At 62.6% G+C, this 21,732-nt stretch carries 19 protein-coding genes and 1 pseudogene; 7 read left to right on the top strand and 13 right to left on the bottom strand.

The features are described 5' to 3' along the window. Positions 1–47: 47 nt before the first annotated feature. From IVA95_RS34315 to IVA95_RS34285, 7 genes are all read right to left on the bottom strand, one after another. On the bottom strand, positions 48–2,180 hold the full coding sequence (locus IVA95_RS34315) for a hybrid sensor histidine kinase/response regulator (RefSeq protein ID WP_247514543.1): 2,133 nt from the start codon (positions 2,178–2,180) through the stop codon (positions 48–50). A gap of 271 nt (positions 2,181–2,451) precedes the next feature. Then, positions 2,452–3,237 carry a succinate dehydrogenase iron-sulfur subunit gene (locus IVA95_RS34310; protein WP_213289840.1) on the bottom strand — a complete coding sequence of 262 codons (786 nt, stop codon included), beginning with the start codon at positions 3,235–3,237 and terminating at the stop codon, positions 2,452–2,454. Positions 3,238–3,372: 135 nt separating this feature from the next. Further along, positions 3,373–5,223 (bottom strand): succinate dehydrogenase flavoprotein subunit, encoded by a 1,851-nt coding sequence (sdhA, locus tag IVA95_RS34305; protein WP_247514542.1) that lies wholly within the window; start codon positions 5,221–5,223, stop codon positions 3,373–3,375. A gap of 3 nt (positions 5,224–5,226) precedes the next feature. After that, on the bottom strand, positions 5,227–5,601 hold the full coding sequence (gene sdhD, locus IVA95_RS34300; protein WP_247514658.1) for a succinate dehydrogenase, hydrophobic membrane anchor protein: 375 nt from the start codon (positions 5,599–5,601) through the stop codon (positions 5,227–5,229). A gap of 14 nt (positions 5,602–5,615) precedes the next feature. Further along, entirely contained in the window at positions 5,616–6,014 is a 399-nt protein-coding gene (sdhC, locus tag IVA95_RS34295) for a succinate dehydrogenase, cytochrome b556 subunit (RefSeq protein WP_213250830.1), read from the bottom strand. A 379-nt stretch (positions 6,015–6,393) separates the two neighbouring features. Beyond that, the gene (locus IVA95_RS34290; RefSeq protein ID WP_247514541.1) at positions 6,394–6,876 is read right to left on the bottom strand and encodes a DUF3658 domain-containing protein; all 483 of its coding nucleotides are present in this window, start codon (positions 6,874–6,876) and stop codon (positions 6,394–6,396) included. A gap of 30 nt (positions 6,877–6,906) precedes the next feature. Then, positions 6,907–8,436: a malonyl-CoA synthase gene (locus IVA95_RS34285; protein WP_247514540.1), complete on the bottom strand. Its 1,530-nt coding sequence runs from the start codon at positions 8,434–8,436 to the stop codon at positions 6,907–6,909. A gap of 84 nt (positions 8,437–8,520) precedes the next feature. Between IVA95_RS34285 and IVA95_RS34280 the strand changes: the two genes are divergently transcribed. The 4 genes from IVA95_RS34280 (at position 8,521) to IVA95_RS34265 (ending at position 11,744) form a co-directional block, all read left to right on the top strand. Then, entirely contained in the window at positions 8,521–9,282 is a 762-nt protein-coding gene (locus IVA95_RS34280; RefSeq protein ID WP_247514539.1) for an SDR family oxidoreductase, read from the top strand. Between the two features lie 294 nt (positions 9,283–9,576). Beyond that, complete coding sequence (locus IVA95_RS34275; protein ID WP_247514538.1) at positions 9,577–10,131, top strand: fasciclin domain-containing protein; 555 nt, start codon at positions 9,577–9,579, stop codon at positions 10,129–10,131. Positions 10,132–10,311: 180 nt separating this feature from the next. Then, positions 10,312–10,941 (top strand): cytochrome b/b6 domain-containing protein, encoded by a 630-nt coding sequence (locus IVA95_RS34270; RefSeq protein ID WP_247514537.1) that lies wholly within the window; start codon positions 10,312–10,314, stop codon positions 10,939–10,941. Positions 10,942–10,958: 17 nt separating this feature from the next. Next, positions 10,959–11,744, top strand: coding sequence for a molybdopterin-dependent oxidoreductase (locus tag IVA95_RS34265; protein WP_247514536.1), 786 nt, complete (start codon positions 10,959–10,961; stop codon positions 11,742–11,744). 379 nt (positions 11,745–12,123) lie between these two features. Here IVA95_RS34265 and IVA95_RS34260 read toward each other — a convergent pair. The 4 genes and pseudogenes from IVA95_RS34260 to IVA95_RS34245 form a co-directional block, all read right to left on the bottom strand. Beyond that, positions 12,124–12,262: pseudogene (locus IVA95_RS34260) on the bottom strand (transposase domain-containing protein); the annotation flags it as partial. Positions 12,263–12,294: 32 nt separating this feature from the next. Continuing rightward, the gene (locus IVA95_RS34255; RefSeq protein WP_247514535.1) at positions 12,295–13,677 is read right to left on the bottom strand and encodes a TRAP transporter large permease subunit; all 1,383 of its coding nucleotides are present in this window, start codon (positions 13,675–13,677) and stop codon (positions 12,295–12,297) included. Positions 13,678–13,697: 20 nt separating this feature from the next. Continuing rightward, positions 13,698–14,258, bottom strand: a complete 561-nt coding sequence (locus IVA95_RS34250; protein ID WP_247514534.1) for a TRAP transporter small permease subunit — start codon at positions 14,256–14,258, stop codon at positions 13,698–13,700. Between the two features lie 132 nt (positions 14,259–14,390). Beyond that, positions 14,391–15,464: a TRAP transporter substrate-binding protein gene (locus IVA95_RS34245; protein ID WP_247514533.1), complete on the bottom strand. Its 1,074-nt coding sequence runs from the start codon at positions 15,462–15,464 to the stop codon at positions 14,391–14,393. A gap of 588 nt (positions 15,465–16,052) precedes the next feature. On the opposite strand from IVA95_RS34245, the gene IVA95_RS34240 reads away from it, so the two are divergent. After that, positions 16,053–16,310, top strand: a complete 258-nt coding sequence (locus IVA95_RS34240) for a hypothetical protein (protein WP_247514532.1) — start codon at positions 16,053–16,055, stop codon at positions 16,308–16,310. A gap of 348 nt (positions 16,311–16,658) precedes the next feature. On the opposite strand, the gene IVA95_RS34235 is transcribed toward IVA95_RS34240, so the two are convergent. Together IVA95_RS34235 and IVA95_RS34230 are read right to left on the bottom strand one after the other, a co-directional pair. Next, the gene (locus IVA95_RS34235; protein WP_247514531.1) at positions 16,659–17,828 is read right to left on the bottom strand and encodes a saccharopine dehydrogenase NADP-binding domain-containing protein; all 1,170 of its coding nucleotides are present in this window, start codon (positions 17,826–17,828) and stop codon (positions 16,659–16,661) included. A 343-nt stretch (positions 17,829–18,171) separates the two neighbouring features. Next, entirely contained in the window at positions 18,172–19,359 is a 1,188-nt protein-coding gene (locus IVA95_RS34230; RefSeq protein ID WP_247514530.1) for a YbfB/YjiJ family MFS transporter, read from the bottom strand. Positions 19,360–19,602: 243 nt separating this feature from the next. On the opposite strand from IVA95_RS34230, the gene leuB reads away from it, so the two are divergent. Both leuB and IVA95_RS34220 read left to right on the top strand, forming a co-directional pair. Next, positions 19,603–20,715, top strand: a complete 1,113-nt coding sequence (leuB, locus tag IVA95_RS34225; RefSeq protein WP_247514529.1) for a 3-isopropylmalate dehydrogenase — start codon at positions 19,603–19,605, stop codon at positions 20,713–20,715. A 129-nt stretch (positions 20,716–20,844) separates the two neighbouring features. Then, positions 20,845–21,489: a CatB-related O-acetyltransferase gene (locus tag IVA95_RS34220; protein ID WP_247514528.1), complete on the top strand. Its 645-nt coding sequence runs from the start codon at positions 20,845–20,847 to the stop codon at positions 21,487–21,489. Positions 21,490–21,732: the final 243 nt, after the last annotated feature.

Here is a 21,732-nt window from a genome sequence, read left to right as displayed (position 1 = left end):
GCGGACGAATAGCTTCGCTCCAACAACGGGAGAAGCGACAGGTCAGCCTACTTTGCTGCGTGCTCCACTTTCCGCCGGCCAACCCGGTGCAGCACACGGGAAAGCTGCTCGACCGAGTAGGGCTTTTGCAGCAGCTCAAAACCGTAGCTGCCGTGCTCCGACAGCACGTGGCTGTAGCCGCTGGTCAGCACCACCGGCAGGTCGGGATGGCGGCGGCGGACTTCCTGGGCGAGTTCAATGCCGGTCATGCCGGGCATTACGACGTCGGTGAATACGGCATCGAAACGCTCGGCGCCGGCCGCCAGTTCTTCGAGCGCATGCACGGCATTGCCGACGAGTGTGGTGGCGTAGCCGAGTTCGGCCAGCGCATCGGTGGCGAAGCGTCCGACCTCGGCATTGTCTTCGACCACGAGCACCGACATCCCGCTTCCGTCGATCGCCGCGGCATCTGCTGCCGGCGTCTGTCGCGATTTGCCGCTGCCGGCGGTGCGCGGCAGATACAGCGTGAAAATGCTGCCCTTGCCCACTTCGCTGGCCACAGCCACTTCGCCGCCGGATTGCTTGGCGAAGCCGAATACCTGCGACAGGCCGAGCCCGGTGCCATGGCCGGGCTGCTTGGTTGTGAAGAAGGGTTCGAAAATGCGTTCGAACTGATCCGGCGGAATGCCGCTGCCGGTATCGGCGACGGATACGGCCACATAACCATATGGATGTTGCGGCTGCGGGGCGGAGTTGGGCAGGCTGGCTGCCATTCCGACCGCAATCGTCAGCCGTCCGCGGCCTTCCATAGCGTCCCGCGCATTCACGGCCATGTTGATGATGGCGGTTTCGAACTGGCCGGCGTCGGCGTTGACGAAGCACGGTTCTTCCGGCCCAAGGATGACAATTTCGATGCGCGAACCGATCAGGGTGCCGATCATTTCACTCAGCATCTGCACGGTCCGCCCGACGTCGAACACCTCCGGCTTCAACGTCTGGCGGCGCGCGAAGGCCAGCAATTGCCCCGTCAGCTTGGCGGCGCGGGTCACCGTATCCGAGATCGCATCGATATAGCGCAGCCGCCGCGCTTCCGGCAGGTCAGGCCGCCGCAACAGGTCGACGGAAGCGCGGATCACTGTCAGCAGATTATTGAAGTCGTGCGCAACGCCGCCGGTCAACTGGCCAAGCGCCTCCAGCCGCTGACCGTGCTTCAGCGCTTCCTCGGCCACCCGGCGCTTCTCGGCCTCGTAATAAAGGTGGCGCGTCCGGCGCAAGGCCAGCCCCAGCAGGGCAAACAGCAGCGCGGTGGCCGGCGCGCCGAAAATCAGGTGCTGGCTCATGGTGGACAGCCAGCGCGCCCGGATCGCCGACGTCTCCAGGCCGGCACTGACATAGATCGGGTATTCCGCGAGCCGCCGGTATCCGAGGCGTCGTTCGATGCCGTCCGTCGACGAGGTCACGGTGACGAGGCCGGCCTCGGGATCGGCCGCAAGCAGTTTTCCGATCGGGCCGTTGTGGTCGAGGCGGACCTCGCGGCCTGCGGCGGGGAAACGAGCCAGCACGGTGCCGTCCGCGCGACCGACCGCGAAGAAACTGCCCGGCTCGCGGCCGATCCGGGCGTAGTAATTTTCGAAATATTCCGGCAGCACGGAGGTCTGGATCACACCTGCGAAGCTGCCGTCCTCGCTCGGGCGCCGTCTGCTGACGCCGAAGAACGCGGCGCCCTGATAGGGCGGCCGCGGCGTGAGCGCCTCGCCAATATAGGTTCCGATATCGCCGGCGACGTGGGCCTTGAAATAGTCCCGGTCGGAAAAATCGATGTCAGGCGCCGGGACGACGAGGCTGTTGACGAGCGCGCGGCTCTTGGCGTCGAATATCCAGGCCGACTTCACCTGCGGCAGCGAAGCGACCAATTGTTTCAGCCGGAAATGCAGCGTTTGCTCGCGGGCAACGATGTCGGCATCGGGGACGTCGCGGATGATCTCGGCGATCTCCGACAGGCTGCGGTCGATGGTCTCGAATACTTTCAGCGCATGCTCGTGCGCGACATCCAGCGTGCGCTCGATTTCACGGTCGGCGGTTTCGCGGATCGAGACCCAGGAGCCGGCGGATGCAAATACAAACAGCGCCAACGGAAGCGCCAATGAGGCGACCATCATCCATTGCAGCAGTCTCAGCGAATTACGTTGCGCGGTCTGCACGCTTGCTCCGGCTCCGCACCGAGCTTAACGCAAAGTCGTGCGAGGAATAAAGCGGAGCGGCGAAGGGAACTTACTTGGGTGGCGGCCAACCCCGGATCGGTAACTATCGATTCAAATCCGGCTGTTCGCGGTATCCCGTAGCCCGGATGGAGCCAACGGGTCGCGCGAATGCGCGCTCGATGACAGGCTCCGCGTAATCCGGGGGGCAGGTTGGTCCCGCTGTGAGAATCCCGGATTGCGCTACGCTCCATCCGGGCTACAGGCTAGCCGGCTAGATCTGGCGCTCGACCATCTTCAGCTTGAGTTCGGCGATGGCTTCCGACGGGTTCAGGCCCTTCGGGCAGGACTTGGCGCAGTTCATGATGGTATGGCAGCGGTAGAGCCGGAACGGGTCTTCGAGGTTGTCGAGCCGTTCGCCGGTGGCCTCATCGCGGGAATCCTTCACCCAGCGCGTCGCCTGCAGCAGCGCGGCGGGCCCGAGGAAGCGCTCGCTGTTCCACCAGTAGCTCGGGCAGGAAGTCGAGCAGCAGGCGCACAGGATGCACTCGTAAAGGCCGTCGAGCTTTTCGCGGTCCTCGTGGCTTTGCTTCCATTCCTTCTGCGGCGTCGGCGTTGTGGTCTTCAGCCAGGGTTCGATCGAGGCATATTGCGCGTAGAAGTTGGTCAGATCGGGCACCAGGTCCTTCACGACCGGCTGATGCGGCAGCGGATTGACCTTCACGGCGCCGCCTGCAGCTACATCGTGCATCGATTTGGTGCAGGCCAGCGTGTTCTGGCCGTCGATATTCATGGCGCAGGAGCCGCAGACGCCTTCGCGGCAGGAGCGGCGGAAGGTCAGCGTCGGATCGATGTTGTTCTTGATCCAGATCAGGCCGTCGAGCACCATCGGCCCGCAATCGTTGATGTCTACATGATAGGTGTCGACGCTCGGGTTCTTACCGTCGTCCGGATTCCAGCGATAGACCCGGAATTCGCGCGTCTCAGTCGCGCCCGCCGGCTTCGGCCAAGCCTTGCCGCCGGTGATCTTCGAATTTTTCGGAAGCGTGAATTCAGCCATATGTCTTGCCTCTACGGTCCTTCTCGTCATTGCCAGGCTTGACCCGGCAATCCATCCTCTTTTGAAGATGGGTGCGCGGGTCATCTGGTGCGAAGACAGCGCTTCGCGCCTTTTGCCCGCGCATGACAAGCAAACTCAATACACCCGCGCCTTCGGCGGGATGTATTGAACGTCGTTCGTCATCGTGTAGTCGTGCACCGGGCGATAGTCGATCGTGGTCTTGCCGTTCGGATCGATCCACGCCAGCGTGTGCTTCATCCAGTTCTTGTCGTCGCGCTCGGCAAAGTCCTCGCGCGCATGGGCGCCGCGGCTCTCGGTACGGTTCGCCGCCGAATCCATCGTGACCACCGCCTGCACGATCAGATTATCGAATTCGAGTGTCTCGATCAGGTCGGAATTCCACACCAGCGAGCGGTCGGTGGTGGCGATGTCGCCGATGCCGCCGTGCACCTTGTGGATCAGGTTCTGGCCTTCGTGCAGGATTTCGCCGGTGCGGAACACCGCGCAGTTGTTCTGCATCACGTGCTGCATGCTATCCCGCAGCTTCGCGGTCGGCGTGCCGCCGGAGGCATGGCGGTAATGATCGAGCCGTCCAAGCGCCAAGTCGGCGGAATCCTTCGGCAGTTCGGGCTGCTTGCCGTTGGGCGTCAGCTTTTCCGCGAGCCTTAGCGCGGCGGCGCGGCCGAACACGACGAGGTCGATCAACGAGTTGGAGCCGAGCCGGTTGGCGCCGTGCACGGACACGCAGGCCGCTTCGCCGATCGCCATCAGGCCCTGCACCACGGCATTGTCATCGCCGTCCTTCTTGGTCAGGACTTCGGCGTGATAATTGGTGGGAATGCCACCCATGTTGTAGTGCACGGTCGGCACGATCGGAATCGGCTCGCGGGTGACGTCGACATTGGCGAAGATCTTCGCCGATTCGGAAATGCCGGGCAGCCGTTCCTGCAACACCTTCGGGTCGAGATGATCGAGGTGCAGGTAGATGTGGTCTTTCTTCTTGCCGACGCCGCGGCCTTCGCGGATCTCGATGGTCATCGAGCGCGAGACCACGTCGCGGGAGGCGAGGTCCTTGGCGGAGGGCGCATAGCGCTCCATGAAGCGCTCGCCCTCGGAATTGACGAGATAGCCGCCTTCGCCGCGCGCGCCCTCGGTGACCAGGCAGCCGGCGCCGTAAATCCCGGTCGGGTGAAACTGGACGAACTCCATGTCCTGCAGCGGCAGGCCGGCGCGCAGCACCATGCCGCCGCCGTCGCCGGTGCAGGTATGCGCCGACGTGCAGGAGGCATAGGCGCGACCATAGCCGCCGGTGGCGAGAATCGTGGTCTGGGCACGGAAGCGGTGCAGCGTGCCGTCGTCTAGCTTGAGTGCGATGACGCCGCGGCAGGCGCCCTGGTCGTCCATAATCAGGTCGATGGCGAAGAATTCGATATAGAACTCGGCCGAATGGCGCAGCGCCTGGCCGTACATCGTGTGCAGCATGGCGTGACCGGTGCGGTCGGCGGCGGCGCAGGTGCGCTGCGCCTGGCCCTTGCCGTAGTCCATGGTCATGCCGCCGAACGGACGCTGGTAGATCTTGCCGTCCTCGGTGCGCGAGAACGGCACGCCCCAATGCTCCAACTCGTAGACGGCTTCCGGCGCGTTGCGCACCATGTATTCGATCGCGTCCTGGTCCCCGAGCCAGTCCGACCCTTTGACGGTGTCGTACATGTGCCAGCGCCAGTCGTCCTGATGCATGTTGCCGAGCGAGGCCGAAATGCCGCCTTGGGCCGCGACCGTATGCGAGCGCGTCGGGAACACTTTTGTAATGCAGGCGGTGCGCAGGCCAGCCTCGCTGCAGCCGACCACGGCACGCAGGCCGGCGCCGCCGGCGCCGACGACCACGACGTCGTAGGTGTGGTCCTCGATCGGATAGGCTTTTCCGTTGCTGGCACTGGCCCTAGTGGCCTTGCCGTTACCTTCAGCGGCCGAACCTTGAGACGCCATGGGTTACACTCCCGATGACAATTTGACGATCGCGTAGATCGACGCCAAGGCGACCGCGATACAGAAGAAATTATTGGCCATCACGCTGGCGAGCTTCAGCATCTCGTTGTGCACATAGTCCTCGATTATGATCTGCATGCCGATCTTCATGTGCCAGGCGCTGGCGATGATGAAGAGCACCAGGATGATCGCGATCGGAAGCGAGCCGAGGATTTGCGCCGCGCCGGCCTGGTTGCGGCCGATCAGCATCAGCACGATCACAATGACCGGCACGATCAGCAGCGTCATGGCCACCGCCGTGAGGCGCTGGCGCCAGAAATCGGTGGTGCCGGAATGCGAGGAACCGAGATTGCGGACGCGGCCGAGCGGCGTGCGCATCGAGGAGCGGCCGCTCATCGTCCGCCTCCGACCGTGTAGGCGATGATCCAGACCAGGACGGTCAGCGAAATGCCCGCGATCAGCGCGCCCCAGGTGAGCGCTTCGCGCTCGTTGGGCTTGAAGCCGTAGCCGAGGTCCCAGAAGAAGTAGCGGATACCGCTGACCAGATGGTGCAGCAACGCCCAAGTGTAGCCGAACACGATCAGCTTGCCGATTATGCTGCCGGTGAAGGCCTGGACATGGGCATACGCCCCGGGGCCGGACGCCGCTGCAATCAGCCACCAGGCCAGCAGCAAGGTACCGAAATAGAGCGCAATCCCAGTGGCGCGGTGGATGACGGAAAGCGCCATCGTCAGGGTGACGCGATAGGTCTGCAAATGGGGCGATAGCGGTCGTTCTATCCTGGCGGTCATTCGGCGGCTTTACGTTGTGTGGGGCCGCGGCCGGCCCATCGGGGAACGCGGTAGATAAATTCTATTTACGTAGTCGAGTCCGTCCGCGCAACGATCAAATCGCTTGGAATGGAGTCAGCGTTCATTGCTATGCGGCTACGAAACGCGATTGTTCAGTGGCTTGGTATACCACAGTGTCGGGCGCGATCGAAGAATTGAATACGCATTCTATTCGTTGAGGGGCGCGGAGCTGCACGTCAAAGGGATCAGTTCCGCGCGACCGCTCAGCGAGATAGTCGACGAAGGCCCTGATCTTCGGAGAAGCCAGCCGGGGGTTCGTGATTGGTCTGTTGAATGGACAGTAGCGGGCACCGGTCCGCTGAGCCGGGTCGCCGCCCGCTCAGTCTTTGAATGGCACCTCGCTATGCCGCCATTTGCGAAGATCACCCTGGCCTTCCAGACGACCCGCCTCAACCAAGACCCGAATGCGGGCAGCGAACATTTCGTGGGTGACTCCGAGAGCGAGCTCTTCGCCGCGCTTTACGGCATCCCAGATGATGCGCGCCATCTTGTGCCAGATAGGTGCAATGACCGAGAAGATGATCTGATCGACCTGCGCCTCGGAGGCGGAGGGCGGAAGCCGGACCTGGTCCCATCTCAGCGAGCTGCTGATTGCGGGAAATTCTTTAAACGGCAGCAAATCGGGAAATCGCTCATAAATCGCTTGCAGCAGCTCCGAATTGAGCTTGATGACGAGATCCCTGACCGAGGCAGCTTCCTTGTTCTCGTGTGCAAGAATGTCCGCGGCGGCCCTCGCCTCATCGAGTTCGCGGGCCGCTTCGATCAAGCAATCAAGAATTTCGGCCGCTTGCGCTTCGTTCATGGTCTCTGCCCCCGGATCGGCGGCGCGCCGCTAATTCTTCGCATAAATATCCCTATACGTATCCCGCAAAATGTTCTTCTGCACCTTGCCCATGGCATTGCGCGGCAGTTCGTCGACGACGAACACGCGCTTCGGCATCTTGAATTTGGCGAGCCTGCCTTCGAGCGCTTTCAGCACACCCGCCTCGGTGACGTCAGCACCCTTGTTGCAGACTAGGACCGCGGTGACGCCTTCGCCGAAATCGGCATGCGGCACGCCGATCACGGCGGATTCGATCACGCCCGGCATGGCGTCGATCTCGCTCTCGATTTCTTTGGGATAGACGTTGAAGCCGCCCGAGATCACCAGGTCCTTGCCACGGCCGAGAATGTGCACATAGCCCTTGTCGTCGATCTTGCCGAGATCGCCAGTGATGAAGAAGCCGTCGTCCCGGAATTCGGACTTGGTCTTCTCCGGCATCCGCCAATAGCCCTTGAACACGTTCGGGCCTTTCACCTCGATCATGCCGATCTCGTCGCGAGCGAGCTCCTTCCCGGTCTCGGGATCGGTGACGCGCACGGAGACGCCAGGCAGGGGATGGCCGACCGCGCCGGGCACGCGCTCGCCGTCATAGGGGTTCGACGTGTTCATGTTGGTTTCGGTCATGCCGTAGCGTTCCAGCACGGCGTGGCCGGTGCGCGCGGCCCATTCGCGATGGGTGTCGGCGAGCAGCGGCGCGGAGCCCGAAATGAACAGCCGCATGTGCTTGGTCGACTCCTTCGACAGCGCCGGGCTCTGCAACAGCCGTGTATAAAAGGTCGGCACGCCCATCAGCACGGTCGCGCGCGCCATCAGTTTGATGATTACTTCAGGATCGAATTTCGGCAGGAAGATCATCGAGGCGCGGGCGAACAGCGTAACATTGCTCGCCACAAACAGGCCATGGGTGTGATAGATCGGCAGCGCGTGGATCAGCACGTCTTTGTCGGTGAAGCGCCAGTAGTCGACCAGGCTGTAGGAGTTTGACGCTAGATTATCATGCGTCAGCATCGCTCCCTTGGAGCGGCCGGTGGTACCTGACGTATAGAGAATGGCGGCCAGATCGTCATTGCCACGGGCTACCGTCGCGAAGGCGGCATCGGCCTTGGCGGCGGCGTCCGTCAGTGATCCCGTGCCGTCGGGCCCGAGCGTTTCGACCTTCGCCTTCACTTTCGCCGCGATGGCGCCGATGCCCTCGGCCTTGGAGGGATCGCAGACGACCAGCGCAGGCTCGGCGTCGGATATGAAGTAGTCGAGCTCGTTCAGCGTATACGCAGTGTTGAGCGGCAGGTAGACGCCGCCCGCGCGCACGGTCGCAAGATATAGCACCAGCGCCGGCACGGACTTTTCGGTCTGGGCCGCGACGCGATCGCCGGGCTTGACGCCGCGCGACGCCAGCACATTCGCCATCTGGCCAGCGCGAGCAATCAGCTCGCCATAGCTGATGCGCGCGCCATCGAGCATTTCGATCGCGAGCCGGTTCGGATCGTCCAGCGTATCGAACAGGCGGGAAAACAGGTTGGCGTTGGCGGTCGTGTTCATGCAAACTTCCCTAAGAGGGCGCTGGCGAATTTCGCAGGCTGGAATAGCAAGAACGCCCTTCAAAAAGCAACGGAGACAGTTTGCATGACAAATGGCGGGAAACGCGTGGCCTGGGTGACGGGCGGTGGCAGCGGGATTGGCGAGGCCGGCGCCGAGGCGCTGGCGGCCGACGGCTGGACGGTGGTGGTCTCGGGGCGGCGGAAAGATGCCCTCGACAAGGTCGTGGCCAATATCACCCAAAAGGGCGGCAAGGCCGAGGCGATCGCGCTCGATGTCAGCAACAAGGAAGACGTCAACAAGGCGGCTGAGCAGATCCTGGCCAAACACGGCCGGATCGACCTCCTGGTTAACAGTGCCGGCATCAATGTGCCGAAGCGAAGCTGGGCCGACATGGAACTGGAGGGCTGGGACAAGGTCGTCGATATCAACCTCAACGGCGTGCTCTACTGCATGCGCGCGGTGCTGCCGGCGATGCGCAAGCAAAAGGACGGCTGCATCATCAACGTCGCGTCCTGGGCCGGCCGTCACGTGTCAAAGATGCCGGGCCCGGCCTACACCACGACAAAGCATGCGGTGCTGGCGCTGACCCATTCCTTCAACATGGACGAATGCGTCAACGGGCTGCGCGCCTGCTGCCTCTCACCCGGCGAGGTCGCGACCCCGATTCTGAAGCTGCGTCCGGTGGTGCCCTCGGAGGAAGAGCAAGCCAAAATGCTGCAGCCGGAAGATTGCGGGCGCACCATCGCCTTCGTCGCCAGCCTGCCGCCGCGGGTCTGCGTCAACGAGATCCTGATCAGCCCGACGCATAATCGCGGGTTTATCCAGACGCCGCACAGCCGGGATTAGTCCGCCAATCCTCTGCGAATTGGGACCCCGTCATTGCGGAGCGCCAGCGACGAAGCAATCCATGCCGCCACGTGCGCGCGATGGATTGCTTCGCTTCGCTCGCAATGACGGCACAGCACGGACTGCGCCCGCAAAAGTTTCAGACATCACGATAAATTATTCCTCGAAACCGGCCCCAAAAACCTCCCGTAGCTCGGCCCAACGACGACGAAATCAACCGGTCCATCGACCAGCGTCGTTGTTTTCATCACCGGCGATACCCGCCGGCCGCAGCAATCCTCGGGAGAAGATTCCATGTCGAAACGTATTGCACTTCTGTCCGCCGCCGTGTTCGGCGCGCTGGCTTTCACCGCCACCATGACCGCGCCCGCAAGCGCGGAGGAAAAGACCGTGATGGTCGGCGGTGCGGCGATGTTCCCGTCCAAGAACATCATCCAGAACGCCGTCAATTCGAAGGACCACACCACGCTGGTCGCCGCCGTGAAGGCGGCCGGCCTGGTCGAGACGCTGGAAGGCAAGGGCCCGTTCACCGTGTTCGCGCCGACCAACACCGCCTTCGGCAAGCTGCCGGCCGGCACCGTCGAGACGCTGGTGAAGCCTGAGAACAAAGCGACTCTGACCAAAATCCTCACCTACCATGTCGTGCCCGGCAAGCTCGCCGCGGCTGACCTCACCGATGGCAAGAAGCTCAAGACGGCCGAAGGCGAGGAGCTGACGGTCAAGAAGCAGGACGGCAAGACTTGGATCGTCGACGCCAAGGGCGGAACCTCGACGGTCACGATCACCAACGTCAACCAGTCGAACGGCGTGATCCATGTGGTCGACACTGTGCTGATGCCGGCGTCCTGAGCCCCGCGCGCGCCTGACTGGTCCCAACAGGGACGCGTGGATTGGCGGGCCGGGGCAACCCCGGCTCGCTTTTTCGTGAAGATCGATACGCGCCAGGCATCGATCTGATAGCGTCATGGCAGTAACGAAAACCCGGTTCCGGGCGTATATTCGACAACGAAATGCAAGCGGGGATGAGCCATGTCGGCCGTAACAGTCAGCGACGAACACGCCGCGTCAGCCAAGGCAAAAATCATTCAGCCGGCCTGGGTGCGGGCGCTGCACTGGACCAATGCCTTCGCGATGGTCCTGATGATCATGTCGGGATGGCAGATCTATAACGCCTCGCCGCTATTCGGCTTTACGTTCCCCCGATCTATCACGCTGGGCGGCTGGCTCGCGGGCGCGCTACTTTGGCACTTCGCCGCGATGTGGCTGTTGATGGTCAATGGCCTGATCTATCTGGTGCTGGGTTTTGTCACCGGCCGCTTCCGCAAGAAACTGCTGCCGATCACGTCGGAGGGCGTGATTTCAGATACGAAAGCTGCGCTGACCGGCAAGCTGTCGCACGATGACCTTACCAGATACAACCACGTGCAGAAGCTGCTCTACGCTGGCATCATCGTCGTCGGCATCCTAATCGTGCTGTCGGGTCTGGCGCTCTGGAAGCCGGTGCAACTGCAATATCTGGCGGCATTGTTCGGCGGCTACGAGGGCGCCCGTTACGTTCATTTCTTCTGCATGGCGGCGATCGTCGCCTTCATGGTGGTTCATGTCGCGCTCGCGCTTCTGGTGCCGAAGAGCCTGCGCGCCATGATCATCGGCCGCTAATTTAGGGGAGAACGACCATGGGCCGCATGCGCAAGCTTCTGATCCCCGGCGTTGACAAGGCGCTTCTGGTCCGGGACGCCGTCAAGACGATGCCGGATCTCACCCGCCGTCGTTTCATCTCCGGCGGCGCCAGCCTCGGCGCGCTGACGCTTCTGACCGGCTGCGACGTCACGGACAGTTTCTCGGCCGAGGAGATGCTGAAGCAGGTCTCGAAGTTCAATGACGGCGTGCAGGCATTGATGTTCAATCCCGATGCGATGGCGCCGACCTTCCCGGAAAGCGCAATTACAAAGCCGTTCCCGTTCAACGCCTATTACGATCTTGACGAGGCGCCTGAAGTCGACAGCAAGACTTGGAAACTCGAGGTGCGTGGCCTCGTCGAGAACAAGAAATCCTGGACGCTGGACGAGCTCTATCAACTGCCGCAGGTCAAGCAGGTCACGCGCCATATCTGCGTCGAAGGCTGGAGCGCGATCGGAAGTTGGACCGGCACGCCGTTGCGCGATTTCCTCAAACTGGTCGGCGCGGATACCCGCGCGAAATATGTCTGGTTCCAGTGCGCCGACAAGGACGGTTACAATTCGCCGCTCGACATGCCGAGCGCGCTGCATGCGCAGACCCAGATGACGTTCAAATTCGGCGACGAGATCCTGCCGCGCGCCTATGGTTTCCCGATGAAGATCAGGGTGCCGACCAAGCTCGGCTTCAAGAACCCGAAATACGTGATCTCGATGGAAGTCACCAACGACTACAAGGGCGGCTTCTGGGAAGACCAGGGATATAATTCGTTCAGTGGGAGTTAGAGGCGCTCCGATCAGCCGCGTTTGATGTCGTCCGAAATCGGCGCGAAGCGAACATGTCCCGCAAGTCCGCTTCGGGCCGATTCTGTTGCAAAAGTCTTTTTGGGGTGACGAACGAAAATTTTCGGGGACGCTGACGCGTGTTGCACGTGGCGACGTGAGGGACCACGTCGTTCCTCGGAAAAACGACCACGGACCTGCGTAGCGGCGTGATGGCGCTTCGCAACGTTACAACTCTCTGAAATTCGCCTTTCGCGAGATTTTCGGGGTCGTTCGAATTTCGACTTTTGCAACGCAATCGGCCACAAGCGGACCACTCCGATGTGCGGAAATCTCGTTCTTTGGCTAACCGTTCGATGAGCACCGCGGGGGATCGTGGCCGTCAGGCAGCGGAGCGCGTGAGCATCTTCTTCCATTTCCAAGGCAGCAGCTCATGGAGCCGGTCTTGTTCGGTATCGGCGATTCGAGCGGGCAACATCCGCCAGCCAGGCTTGCGGATCGGGCTCGTTGAGCTTTGCCGAAGCCGAATTTCCACGGTCCAAGGGAATGGCGGCTATTCGATGAAGCCGGCCAGTCTCGGCAGCCATAGGCTGATGCTTGGAAAATAAATGCAGAGTATCAAGCCGAAAGCCTGCAGCGCGACGAACGGATACATGGCCGTGAACACGTCATTCATGGTGACGCCCGGCGGCGCCGTGCCCTTCATGTAGAACAGCGTCGCCCCGAACGGCGGAGTCATGAATGCGGTCTGCAGATTGACTGCAACGAGCGTGCCGAACCAGGTCATCAGGGCAGCGTTGTTGCCGATGTGGTCGGAGAAGTCGTACCTCAACAGGATCGGCCCGAACACCGGCAGGACGATCAGGCAGATCTCGATCCACTCGAACGGGAAACCGAGCAGGAAGATCAGAATCATGACGAAGCCGAGCATTTCCCACTTGGTGTCGATGCCGAAATGGGTGAGCGTCGAGATCATCAGGTCGTCGCCGCCGAGCACGCGGAACACGTAGGAGAAGCCGGTCGCGCCGAGGAAGATCAGGAACACGAGGCCGTTGGCGCGGCAGGAGGCATAGATCGCGTCGTTCATCATCTTGAACGTCATGCGCCGGTTCAGCGCTGCGATGAACATGGAGCCGATCACGCCGACAGCCCCGCTCTCCGTAGGCGTGGCCCAGCCGGCGAAGATCGAGCCGAGCACGATCACCAGCAGCGCCGTCATCGGGAACAGGCCCCGCCAGAGGGCGTACCAGAACGCAGTGCGGGTTTGCGGCCCGTAGCCGGGCGGCAGCTTGGGCGCGGCGCCCGGCCTGAAGATGGCGACGAGCAGGATATAGACGAGGTAGAGGCCGGAGAGCAGGAAGCCCGGCATGATGGCGGCGAGAAACAGGTTGCCTGCCGAAATCGCCAGCATGTCCGCCATCACCACCAGCATGATGGCCGGCGGAATCAGGATGCCGAGCGTTCCGGCCGAGGCAATGGTGCCGATGGCAAGCCGCTTGTCGTAGCCCGCGGCTATCATCTGCGGCAGCGCGATCACCGACAGCGTGATGACCGCCGCGCCGACCACGCCGATCGGCGCCGCCAGGATCGTGCCCATCACCATCACGGAGACCGCCAGCGCGCCCGGGCACCGCTTGAGCAGGACCTCGGTGGCATCCAGCATGTCCTTGGCGGAGCCCGATCGCTCCAGGATCGCGCCCATGAAGATGAACATCGGGATCGACGCCAGCACCGGATCGTTGGCGACCCCGCCCCACATGCGCAGTACGATATCGGACAGGCCGATCAGGTTGAACGTGCCGAGCCAGGCGCCGAAGACCGCGAAGGCGAGCGCCAGTCCGCCCATGATAAATGCGACCGGGTAGCCCATGAAAATGAAGAAAAACATCGACACGAACATGATCAGAGCGAGATTGTCGGCCAGCCAGTCGAGCACGTTGCGGTCCCCCGGTTGGATTAGACTTCGGTAATCACATGTCCGATTTGCAGATTGACTTCGCGCTCCGACTTTTGGCTGAACAGGAAGACGATCACGCGGAGCAGTACGCTGACGATGCCGAGCACCACCATCCACAGGCCGGCTGCGTAGATGCCCTTGATGATCCAGCGGTGGGTCAGCCCGACGGTGCTATCGGACTGCTCGCCGAGCCGATAGGACTGCGCAACGAAATCCAGGCTGTAGTAGGCGACCAGCGCCGTGTAGGGCAGCGCCAGCAGGAGGCAGCCAGCGAGTTCGATCCATGCCCTGCGGCGATACGACATCATCTCGCTGAATGTATCGACCCGCGGATGCGCGTTGATCGTGTAGCAGTAGCCCATCCAAAGCGAGAAGATCGCGGCGTGGAAGTGCCATTCCAGCTCTTGCAGCCTGGTGTACGGCAGCTGCAAGCCAAACTTGCGCGCGACGACATCGAACGTAGTCACGCACGCCATGATGACGAGCAGCCAACCGGACGCCAGGGCAACAACCTCGAGCGCCCGCCGCATATTCTCGGCCAGCTTCAGCAATGCATTCATCGCAACAAAGTCCTGCTGTGGTGCAACCCGCGGCAGCGCACTGTGCGCAACCGGCTGATCTCATCACCGGCCGGCGAGGCAAACCTCCCCGGCGGGAGCCGGTGCAGCCGCGCGCTGCACCGGCTCCTCCGCTCAATCCTTCTGGTAGGTGGCTTTCATCGTCTGCGACGCGCCCCAAACCGCGAACTTCTTGCGGTAGTCCAGGTAGTGGTCGGCGACCTTCTTGAACAGCGGGTCCTTGGCCGATTCCTCCGCCAGTACTTCCAACCAGGCCTTCTCCAGCGTGGCCAGGTCCTGGTCGCTCCAGCGCTTGATTTGAACCTTGTGCTTGTCGCGCATCTCGGCCATCGCCGCGAACTGGGAGTGGTCGCTCTCGACGTAATTGCGCGTGATGTTTTCGCCGAGGGCGATCTCGATGATCGCCTTGTTCTGATCCGACAGCGCGTCCCATGCCGCCTTGTTCATCAGAAGCTCGCCCGCCGAGACCTGCTGATGCCAACCTGGGAAATAGTTGAACTTGGCGATCTGATGGAAGCCCAACTTGGTGTCCATCGTCGGCATCGAGAACTCGGTCGCGTCGATCACGCCACGCTCCAGCGCAGGATAGATGTCAGCCGCTGCCAGCAGCTGGGTGGAAACACCGAGCTTCTGCATCACCTGTGCGCCAAGGCCGAAGAACCGCATCTTCAGCCCCTTCAGCTCCTCGATCGACTTGATCTCGTTGCGAAACCAGCCGGAGGTCTCGGGCGCAATGGCGCTGGAGTCGATCGCAATCAGGCCGTGCTTGGCGTAAATCTCATCGCGCAACTGGTTGCCGCCGCCGAACCACTTCCAGCCGAGGAACTCGCCGATAGGCGGGCCGAACGGCACGGTGGTGAAGAAGGCGAGCGCGGGGTACTTGCCGGTGTGGTAGCCCGGTGTCGTCCAGCACGATTCGATCGAGCCCTTGGACACCGCGTCGAAGCACTCCAGCGGCGGGATCAGCGCGCCGGGCTCGTAGAACTTGATCTCCAATTTGCCACCCGACAACCGCTCGACATTCTTCGCGAAGCGCACGGCCGGGGTGCCGAGGTGTGGCAGCTGGCTGCCGAACGCGCTCTGCATCTTCCAGCGGACTTTGTCCTGCGCGTTCGCATCTGTGGTCACGGCCGTGAGGGCCAAGGCGGCTAGCCCCGCGAATCCCATTAACAGTGTGGATTTCATCATCTTGCAGCTCCTCCCTTCGTTGCTCGCAATGCCAACTCCCGCAGCCCACACGGCCGCAATGGTTGCTCGACGGCACGTTCGTTAAGGTGGTTGCGCGCCGCTCCCTCGTCGCAGTCAAAGCAAGCATTTCGCGTGCCCGTGCGGCACGGCGAGTGCTCGATACCGGCAAAAAGGACTGTCGGTTCTATTGAGAGTGCGATGCCTGCCGACGGCATTCCCCGCTGCCAATTCGCCTCGAACGAAGACGTCGGCACGTCCCGTCTCGAAGAGCAGCTCTAAACAAGACTACACGATCCCACGCCCATCCAAAAGAGCTCACATTGGCCAGGGTGCCGCACAAACAATTAGGACAAACCAGTGCCCCCGATGTCCGACTCGGGTCAAAAGTAGCCGCGAAGAGAGCGCGGACCGATCTTCGCTCTGCCGCTGACAACCGACGCGACGACGGGCTGTTTCGGCCAAAGGCCCAATCCAAACTGGAGCCGCGAACAACTACGCGGCTGCCATGTCCATTCGTCAGCAGATGCAGGATGCCTTGATCGGAATCTCCATCGGAATCTCCGCCCGCGCCTGCGCGGGGTCGCGCCCTTGAGGCGCGAGATTTTCGCCAAACGTGATTTGGAACTGACGGTCGAGCACATCGCCAAGTCCTACAACCTGGATCTCAGCAGCAACGATCTGACGTCGTTCAGCAAGCTGATGAACGGTGTGCTCGCGTCGTACCGTCGCCTAGACCAGTTCGCGGAGCCGACTTTGGCGGTGAAGTACCCGCGGGACGCGAGGTTCCGTCCACGCGCTCGGACAATCGGCTCAACGTTTGGTATGTCAATCGGCGTCCAAAATTGACCCATGATCGGCGTGCAATTTTGCACGCTGAATGACAGCAGGCCTTTGTCACTTCAGATCGCACTTAGTGCGGCCCTCACCGGTCGTAGATGACAAGGATCGGACGATGGTCACCGCGCACAACGAGCCGCCCCTTGAGCTTCAGCTCCTCAAGGCTGCCCGCCAGCGCAAATTCCTTGCTCGGCATGCCCATGAGCATACCTCCCATCGTCACTCTGGGGCCGCTGCAGGTACCTGCAGGTACTCCACAACATAGGCATCCTCTCGCGAAGGCGAGAGGATGCGGTGGCGTTGGGGCTGCGCGAAAGTAACCGCACTCGACCACGCCGCTGCAGTTCTGACGTTACCTCAACGCGTGCTGAAGGTGAGGCCGGCGCGCTCCGTCAGACGCTTGCGCAACGCCGGACCCATCAGCGCGCCTGGCGTCCAGATGCCGCCCTCGCCCTGCACGTCGCGCACGAGGCAGAGAGCGCTCTCGGCGATCATCTTGCTGGTCGAGCCGTAGCCCGGATCGCGGTCGCCCCTGACGACCGTCTCGACCCGTCCGCCATCCGGTTGCTCGCCCAGGAAGAGGATGTCATAGAAGCCCTTCTCGCGCTCTTCCCGGGTCGGGCCTGCGCCGGGTTTGAGACCGCCGGTCCTGAACAAGGAAAACACCGTGGCGAACGCCTCCGTGGTTACGCCGGCGATTTCCCCCAATCCCGGCGCGACCATCATCTCGTCGTAGACGAAATCCCTGCCGTAGAGATGACCCAACAGGAAATTCGTGCGGTGCACGTTCTTGGTGTTGACCGGCGCCATCGGGAACGGCACGAGCCACGCGTTCATGTGCGGGTCGTATTCGGGGATGAGGCCCGACGGCTGAGACGGCCCGGTGAACCCCGGCGTCAACGCGAAGGGGTCGGTCAGCAGCCCGATCAGGGCTGGATCGCGCGCGGCGGCGGCCAACGTTGCTTGGGCGCTCGCCGCGGTGCCGCCAGACATGCCGCCTTTCACCTTGCGCAGGCGGGCTTTGACCCGCCGCGCCGGGCGTCCGAATTTCTCGCGCGCCTTCTCCTGCAGCGTGAGCACGCCGAGATCGAACGGGATGGAGTCGAAGCCGCAGGAGAAGACAATGCGCGCGCCGGTCCGTTTCGCTTCTTCGTAATGGGCGTCGATCATGCGCCGCATCCAAACCGGTTCGCCGCAGAGATCAACATAGGCGGTTCCCGTGGCCGCGCAGGCCGCCACCAGCCCGGGACCGTGGAGCTGATAGGGCCCGACGGTCGTGATGATCACGGCCGCACGCTCGCACATCGAACGCAGGCTGGCCGGCTCGTCGGCATCCGCCTTGACCAACGGCAAATCGCCCGGTGCGCCGATGTCAACACGCACCTTCTGGAGCTTGTCGGTCGAGCGTCCCGCGATCGCCCAGGACGGAGCATCGTCGCCGCGATAGGACGTCGCCAGATATTCGGCGATGAGACGGCCGGTGTAACCCGTCGCGCCATAAACGATGAGGTCGAAGTCCCGCTTCACGACGTTGGTCCTTCTCGAAACCCGGGAGAGCTACCGCCTCATCGCGTTTGATGGAGGATACCACAGTTCCCGCTGCCGAGCAGACATCTTACCATCAGGCGACGTCACTTTATGCCGCAAACCGCCACACTTTGCGGTCGGAAACGTCCAAAGCATACGAGTGTAAGGCAGCTTCTGGGAAGACCGTCGAGCGCGCTTTTCGCTGCCGTCATTGCGAGCCAACGGGTCGCGCGAATGCGCGCCGGATGACAGGCTTCCGCGAAGCAATCCACCTCTTCGCGCAGCGATAGATGGATTGCTTCGTCCCGCTTTGCTCCGCGCAATGACGACTGGCGCACTCCCACTAAAAACTTCGCACCTTTCTCTGAAACGCCGACAATACTGCGCCTAACGCCAGCATCGCCGCGGAAACATTCAGCGCAAACGACAGGCTGCCCAGCGCATCCGTAATCGCGCCGACCACGATCGGGCCCAGCGTCTGGCCGATGCCGAATGAAATCGTCATCGCCGCAATCGCCGTGGGCCAGGCTTGCGGCGGGTAGTTGAAGCGGACGAAGGCGGTGGTGGAGCCGACCACGGCGAAGAACGCGACGCCGAATACCAGGGCCGATGTGGCGAGCAGCCAAACCGAGTGTCCGAAGATCGGCATCGCCGCGCCGATCGCGTTGACGCCGAGAATGATCGTGGTGGCGAGGCCGCCGCGGTCGAGCGCCAGCACGCGCCGCCACACCCAGGGTGTGACAAAGGCGCTGAGGCCGATCAGGCTCCAGAACGCGCTCTGTGCCGCGGCCCCGCCACCGGCGTCGCGGACATAGGCGATCATGAAGGTCATGTAGGCGATGTAGCCGGCGCCGAATAGGAAGTACCCGGCGAGATAGATCACCACCGGCGCAATCGCGAATTTGGCCGTTGTGGTCGCGGCGGCCGTCACGCCGTCATGAAGCGGCGCGAGCAGAACGGGAATGGTCATGACGACCGCCAGCGCGGTCATCGCCCACCAGACGATCCACCACGAGCCCGGCCCAAAGCCCTGCAGCACGAACGGCGCCACCAGCCCGGACGCCAGGATGCCGATCCCGGGGCCGGCATAGAACAGGCTGAGCAGAAAATTCGCCCGTTCGGGGCGCGACTGCGCAATCGTCGCCGCCAGGGCGCCGCCGCCGACGAATCCGGCCGCGGCGCCGACGCCCGCCAGAAGCCGCGCAAAACTCAGGACGTAGAAATTGCCTGTGGTGGCGCAGAGCGCCAGCGACAACACGCAGGCCAGCGTGCCCCATCGAACCGAAGCCGCCAGTCCAAAACGCCGGATCATCCGCGAGGCGAACAGGGCGCCCGCGAGATAGCCGGCGGCATTGATGGTGTTCATGAAACCGGCGGCGGAATAGCTCCAGGCCAGCGTGTCGCGCATATCAGGCAGCACCAGCGCATAGGCGAAGCGGCCGATGCCGAGACCGACGGTCGGCGCCAGCGACAGAATCAGGATCAGCCGTGCGGGATGCGCGTAACTCGCGGGACGGTCGGGGGCGTGCAAGGAATTTGCTCCGGCGGAACGGCATTGTGGCAGGCCGGCAGGGGGATGCACAGGCTCTGCGGCCGCAATGGTGTCTTGCCAATGGCGCAATGCCGCTCTAGCACTCCGCCCGGATTTCCTTCGCTCGTCATGCCCGGGCTTGACCCGGGCATCCATCCATCTTCAGAAGATTTTGCGAAGCGGGATGGATTGCCGGGTCAAGCCCGGCAATGACGGCCAAAACACCAGTCTGAGGTAAACGACATGGCGACCCAGAAACTGCTGCTTCTCCCCGGCGACGGTATCGGCCCCGAAGTGATGGGCGAGGTGCGGCGCCTGATCGACTGGCTGAACGCGGCAGGTATCGCGTCATTCGAGACCGAGCAGGGGCTGGTTGGCGGCTCCGCCTATGACGCGCACAAGGTGTCGATCTCGGAAGGCGACATGGCCAAGGCGAAGGCCGCGGACGCCATTATCTTCGGCGCGGTCGGCGGCCCGAAGTGGGACAGCGTGCCCTACGAGGTGCGCCCCGAGGCAGGCCTGTTGCGGCTGCGCAAGGATCTCGGCCTGTTCGCCAATCTGCGCCCCGCCGTGTGCTACCCGGCGCTCGCCGATGCTTCCAGCCTGAAGCGCGAGGCGGTCGAAGGCCTCGACATCATGATTGTGCGCGAGCTCACCGGCGGCGTCTATTTCGGCGAGCCGAAGACCATCACCGATCTCGGCAACGGCCAGAAGCGCGCCATCGATACCCAGGTCTACGACACCTATGAGATCGAGCGCATCGGCCGCGTCGCCTTCGACCTGGCGCGCAAGCGTCGCAACAAGGTGACGTCGATGGAAAAGCGCAACGTCATGAAATCGGGCGTGCTCTGGAACGAGGTCATGACGGCGGTGCATGCGCGCGAGTACAAGGACGTGACGCTGGAGCACCAGCTCGCCGATTCCGGCGGCATGATGCTGGTGAAGGCGCCGAAGCAATTTGACGTCATCGTCACCGACAATTTGTTCGGTGACATGCTGTCTGATATCGCGGCGATGCTGACGGGATCGCTCGGCATGTTGCCTTCGGCGTCGCTCGGCGAGATCGACGCCAAGACCAAGAAGCGCCGCTCGCTGTTCGAGCCGGTGCACGGCTCGGCGCCCGATATCGCCGGCAAGGGGCTGGCCAATCCGATTGCGATGATTTCGTCGTTCGGGATGGCGCTGCGCTATTCCTTCGACATGGGCGATCTCGCCGACAAGGTCGACGCGGCGATCGCCGCGGTGCTCGCCAGTGGATTGCGTACCGCTGATATCAAGTCCGAGGGCACGACGGCAGCCTCAACCACGCAGATGGGCGAGGCGATCCTGAAGGAGCTGCAGAAGCTACACGCGTGAGTGATTTGTTTGGTGTAGCCCGGATGAAACGTAGCGAAATCCGGTGTCTATCTCACAAGCGGCAAGATTCCCGGATTGCGCTTCGCTCCATCCGGGCTACGTCGCAGAAGACACCATCGGAGCCGTTTCATGGACGCATCGCATCGGCCGAAGATCGTGGAAACCGTCGTCCATGAAACGGTGCGGCTGCGGGAGGCGCAGATCGGCCGGCGTTGCGAGGTCCTGTGTAACACGCGCATCGAATATGCCTCGCTTGGCGACTACTCCTATCTCGGGGAGAATTGCGAGGTCGCCGACGCACTGATCGGCAAGTTCACGGCAATCGCCAACTCGGTCCGGATCGGCGCTCCGAACCACCCCATGGGCCGCCCGTCCCAGCATCGCTTCACCTATTGCCCGGAATATTACGAGGCGACGGCCACCCGCGACCGCGACTTCTTTGCGGAACGCCGCAGCGACCGGGTGATCGTCGGCAACGATTGCTGGATCGGGCATGCCGCCATCATCCTGCCGGGCGTGACGGTCGGCGACGGTGCCGTCATTGCCGCGGGAGCGGTCGTCAGCCGCAGCGTGTCGCCCTATACCATCGTCGGCGGCGTTCCGGCTCGCCCGATCCGAAAGCGCTTTCCCGACGCGATCGCCGAAAGCCTGCGTCGCATCGCCTGGTGGGATTGGCCGGATGACATTATCTTCGAACGCATAAGCGATTTTCGCTCCGAAGCGATCGAGCAGTTTTGCGAGCGTTACGACCCGGCGCTTGCTGCGGGTCGCTAGATCGAAATCCGGGAAGGGCGTGGCACTCCTGCCAGACCTCATCCTCTTATGTCCCGTGTCAAGAGGCGGGACATGATGAAGGGCTGTCTCCAGGAATGCAGGAGAGGTGTCGGTGGAATGATCGTGCAAGGGTGGAAGCAGAATCCAGAGACGTCGGTCAACAAGCTCTTATTCGCGGGTTCACGCATTTCCGTTGGTTCGTCTGGGGCTGTCCCGGTCTGAGGTCGGACGTCGATCTTGCGA

This window comes from Bradyrhizobium sp. 157 (assembly GCF_023073815.1).
GTDB lineage: Bacteria > Pseudomonadota > Alphaproteobacteria > Rhizobiales > Xanthobacteraceae > Bradyrhizobium.
This window is presented reverse-complemented; position numbering and strand designations above follow the sequence as displayed.

Coding starts and splice junctions, on each gene's coding strand:
- IVA95_RS34250 (WP_247514534.1), bottom strand. CDS start 14,258: ATGAATGCATTGCTGAAGCTGGCCGAGAATATGCGGCGGGCGCTCGAG.
- sdhA (WP_247514542.1), bottom strand. CDS start 5,223: ATGGCGTCTCAAGGTTCGGCCGCTGAAGGTAACGGCAAGGCCACTAGG.
- sdhC (WP_213250830.1), bottom strand. CDS start 6,014: ATGACCGCCAGGATAGAACGACCGCTATCGCCCCATTTGCAGACCTAT.
- IVA95_RS34275 (WP_247514538.1), top strand. CDS start 9,577: ATGTCGAAACGTATTGCACTTCTGTCCGCCGCCGTGTTCGGCGCGCTG.
- IVA95_RS34280 (WP_247514539.1), top strand. CDS start 8,521: ATGACAAATGGCGGGAAACGCGTGGCCTGGGTGACGGGCGGTGGCAGC.
- IVA95_RS34285 (WP_247514540.1), bottom strand. CDS start 8,436: ATGAACACGACCGCCAACGCCAACCTGTTTTCCCGCCTGTTCGATACG.
- IVA95_RS34220 (WP_247514528.1), top strand. CDS start 20,845: ATGGACGCATCGCATCGGCCGAAGATCGTGGAAACCGTCGTCCATGAA.
- IVA95_RS34265 (WP_247514536.1), top strand. CDS start 10,959: ATGGGCCGCATGCGCAAGCTTCTGATCCCCGGCGTTGACAAGGCGCTT.
- IVA95_RS34310 (WP_213289840.1), bottom strand. CDS start 3,237: ATGGCTGAATTCACGCTTCCGAAAAATTCGAAGATCACCGGCGGCAAG.
- IVA95_RS34290 (WP_247514541.1), bottom strand. CDS start 6,876: ATGAACGAAGCGCAAGCGGCCGAAATTCTTGATTGCTTGATCGAAGCG.
- IVA95_RS34270 (WP_247514537.1), top strand. CDS start 10,312: ATGTCGGCCGTAACAGTCAGCGACGAACACGCCGCGTCAGCCAAGGCA.
- leuB (WP_247514529.1), top strand. CDS start 19,603: ATGGCGACCCAGAAACTGCTGCTTCTCCCCGGCGACGGTATCGGCCCC.
- sdhD (WP_247514658.1), bottom strand. CDS start 5,601: ATGCGCACGCCGCTCGGCCGCGTCCGCAATCTCGGTTCCTCGCATTCC.
- IVA95_RS34245 (WP_247514533.1), bottom strand. CDS start 15,464: ATGATGAAATCCACACTGTTAATGGGATTCGCGGGGCTAGCCGCCTTG.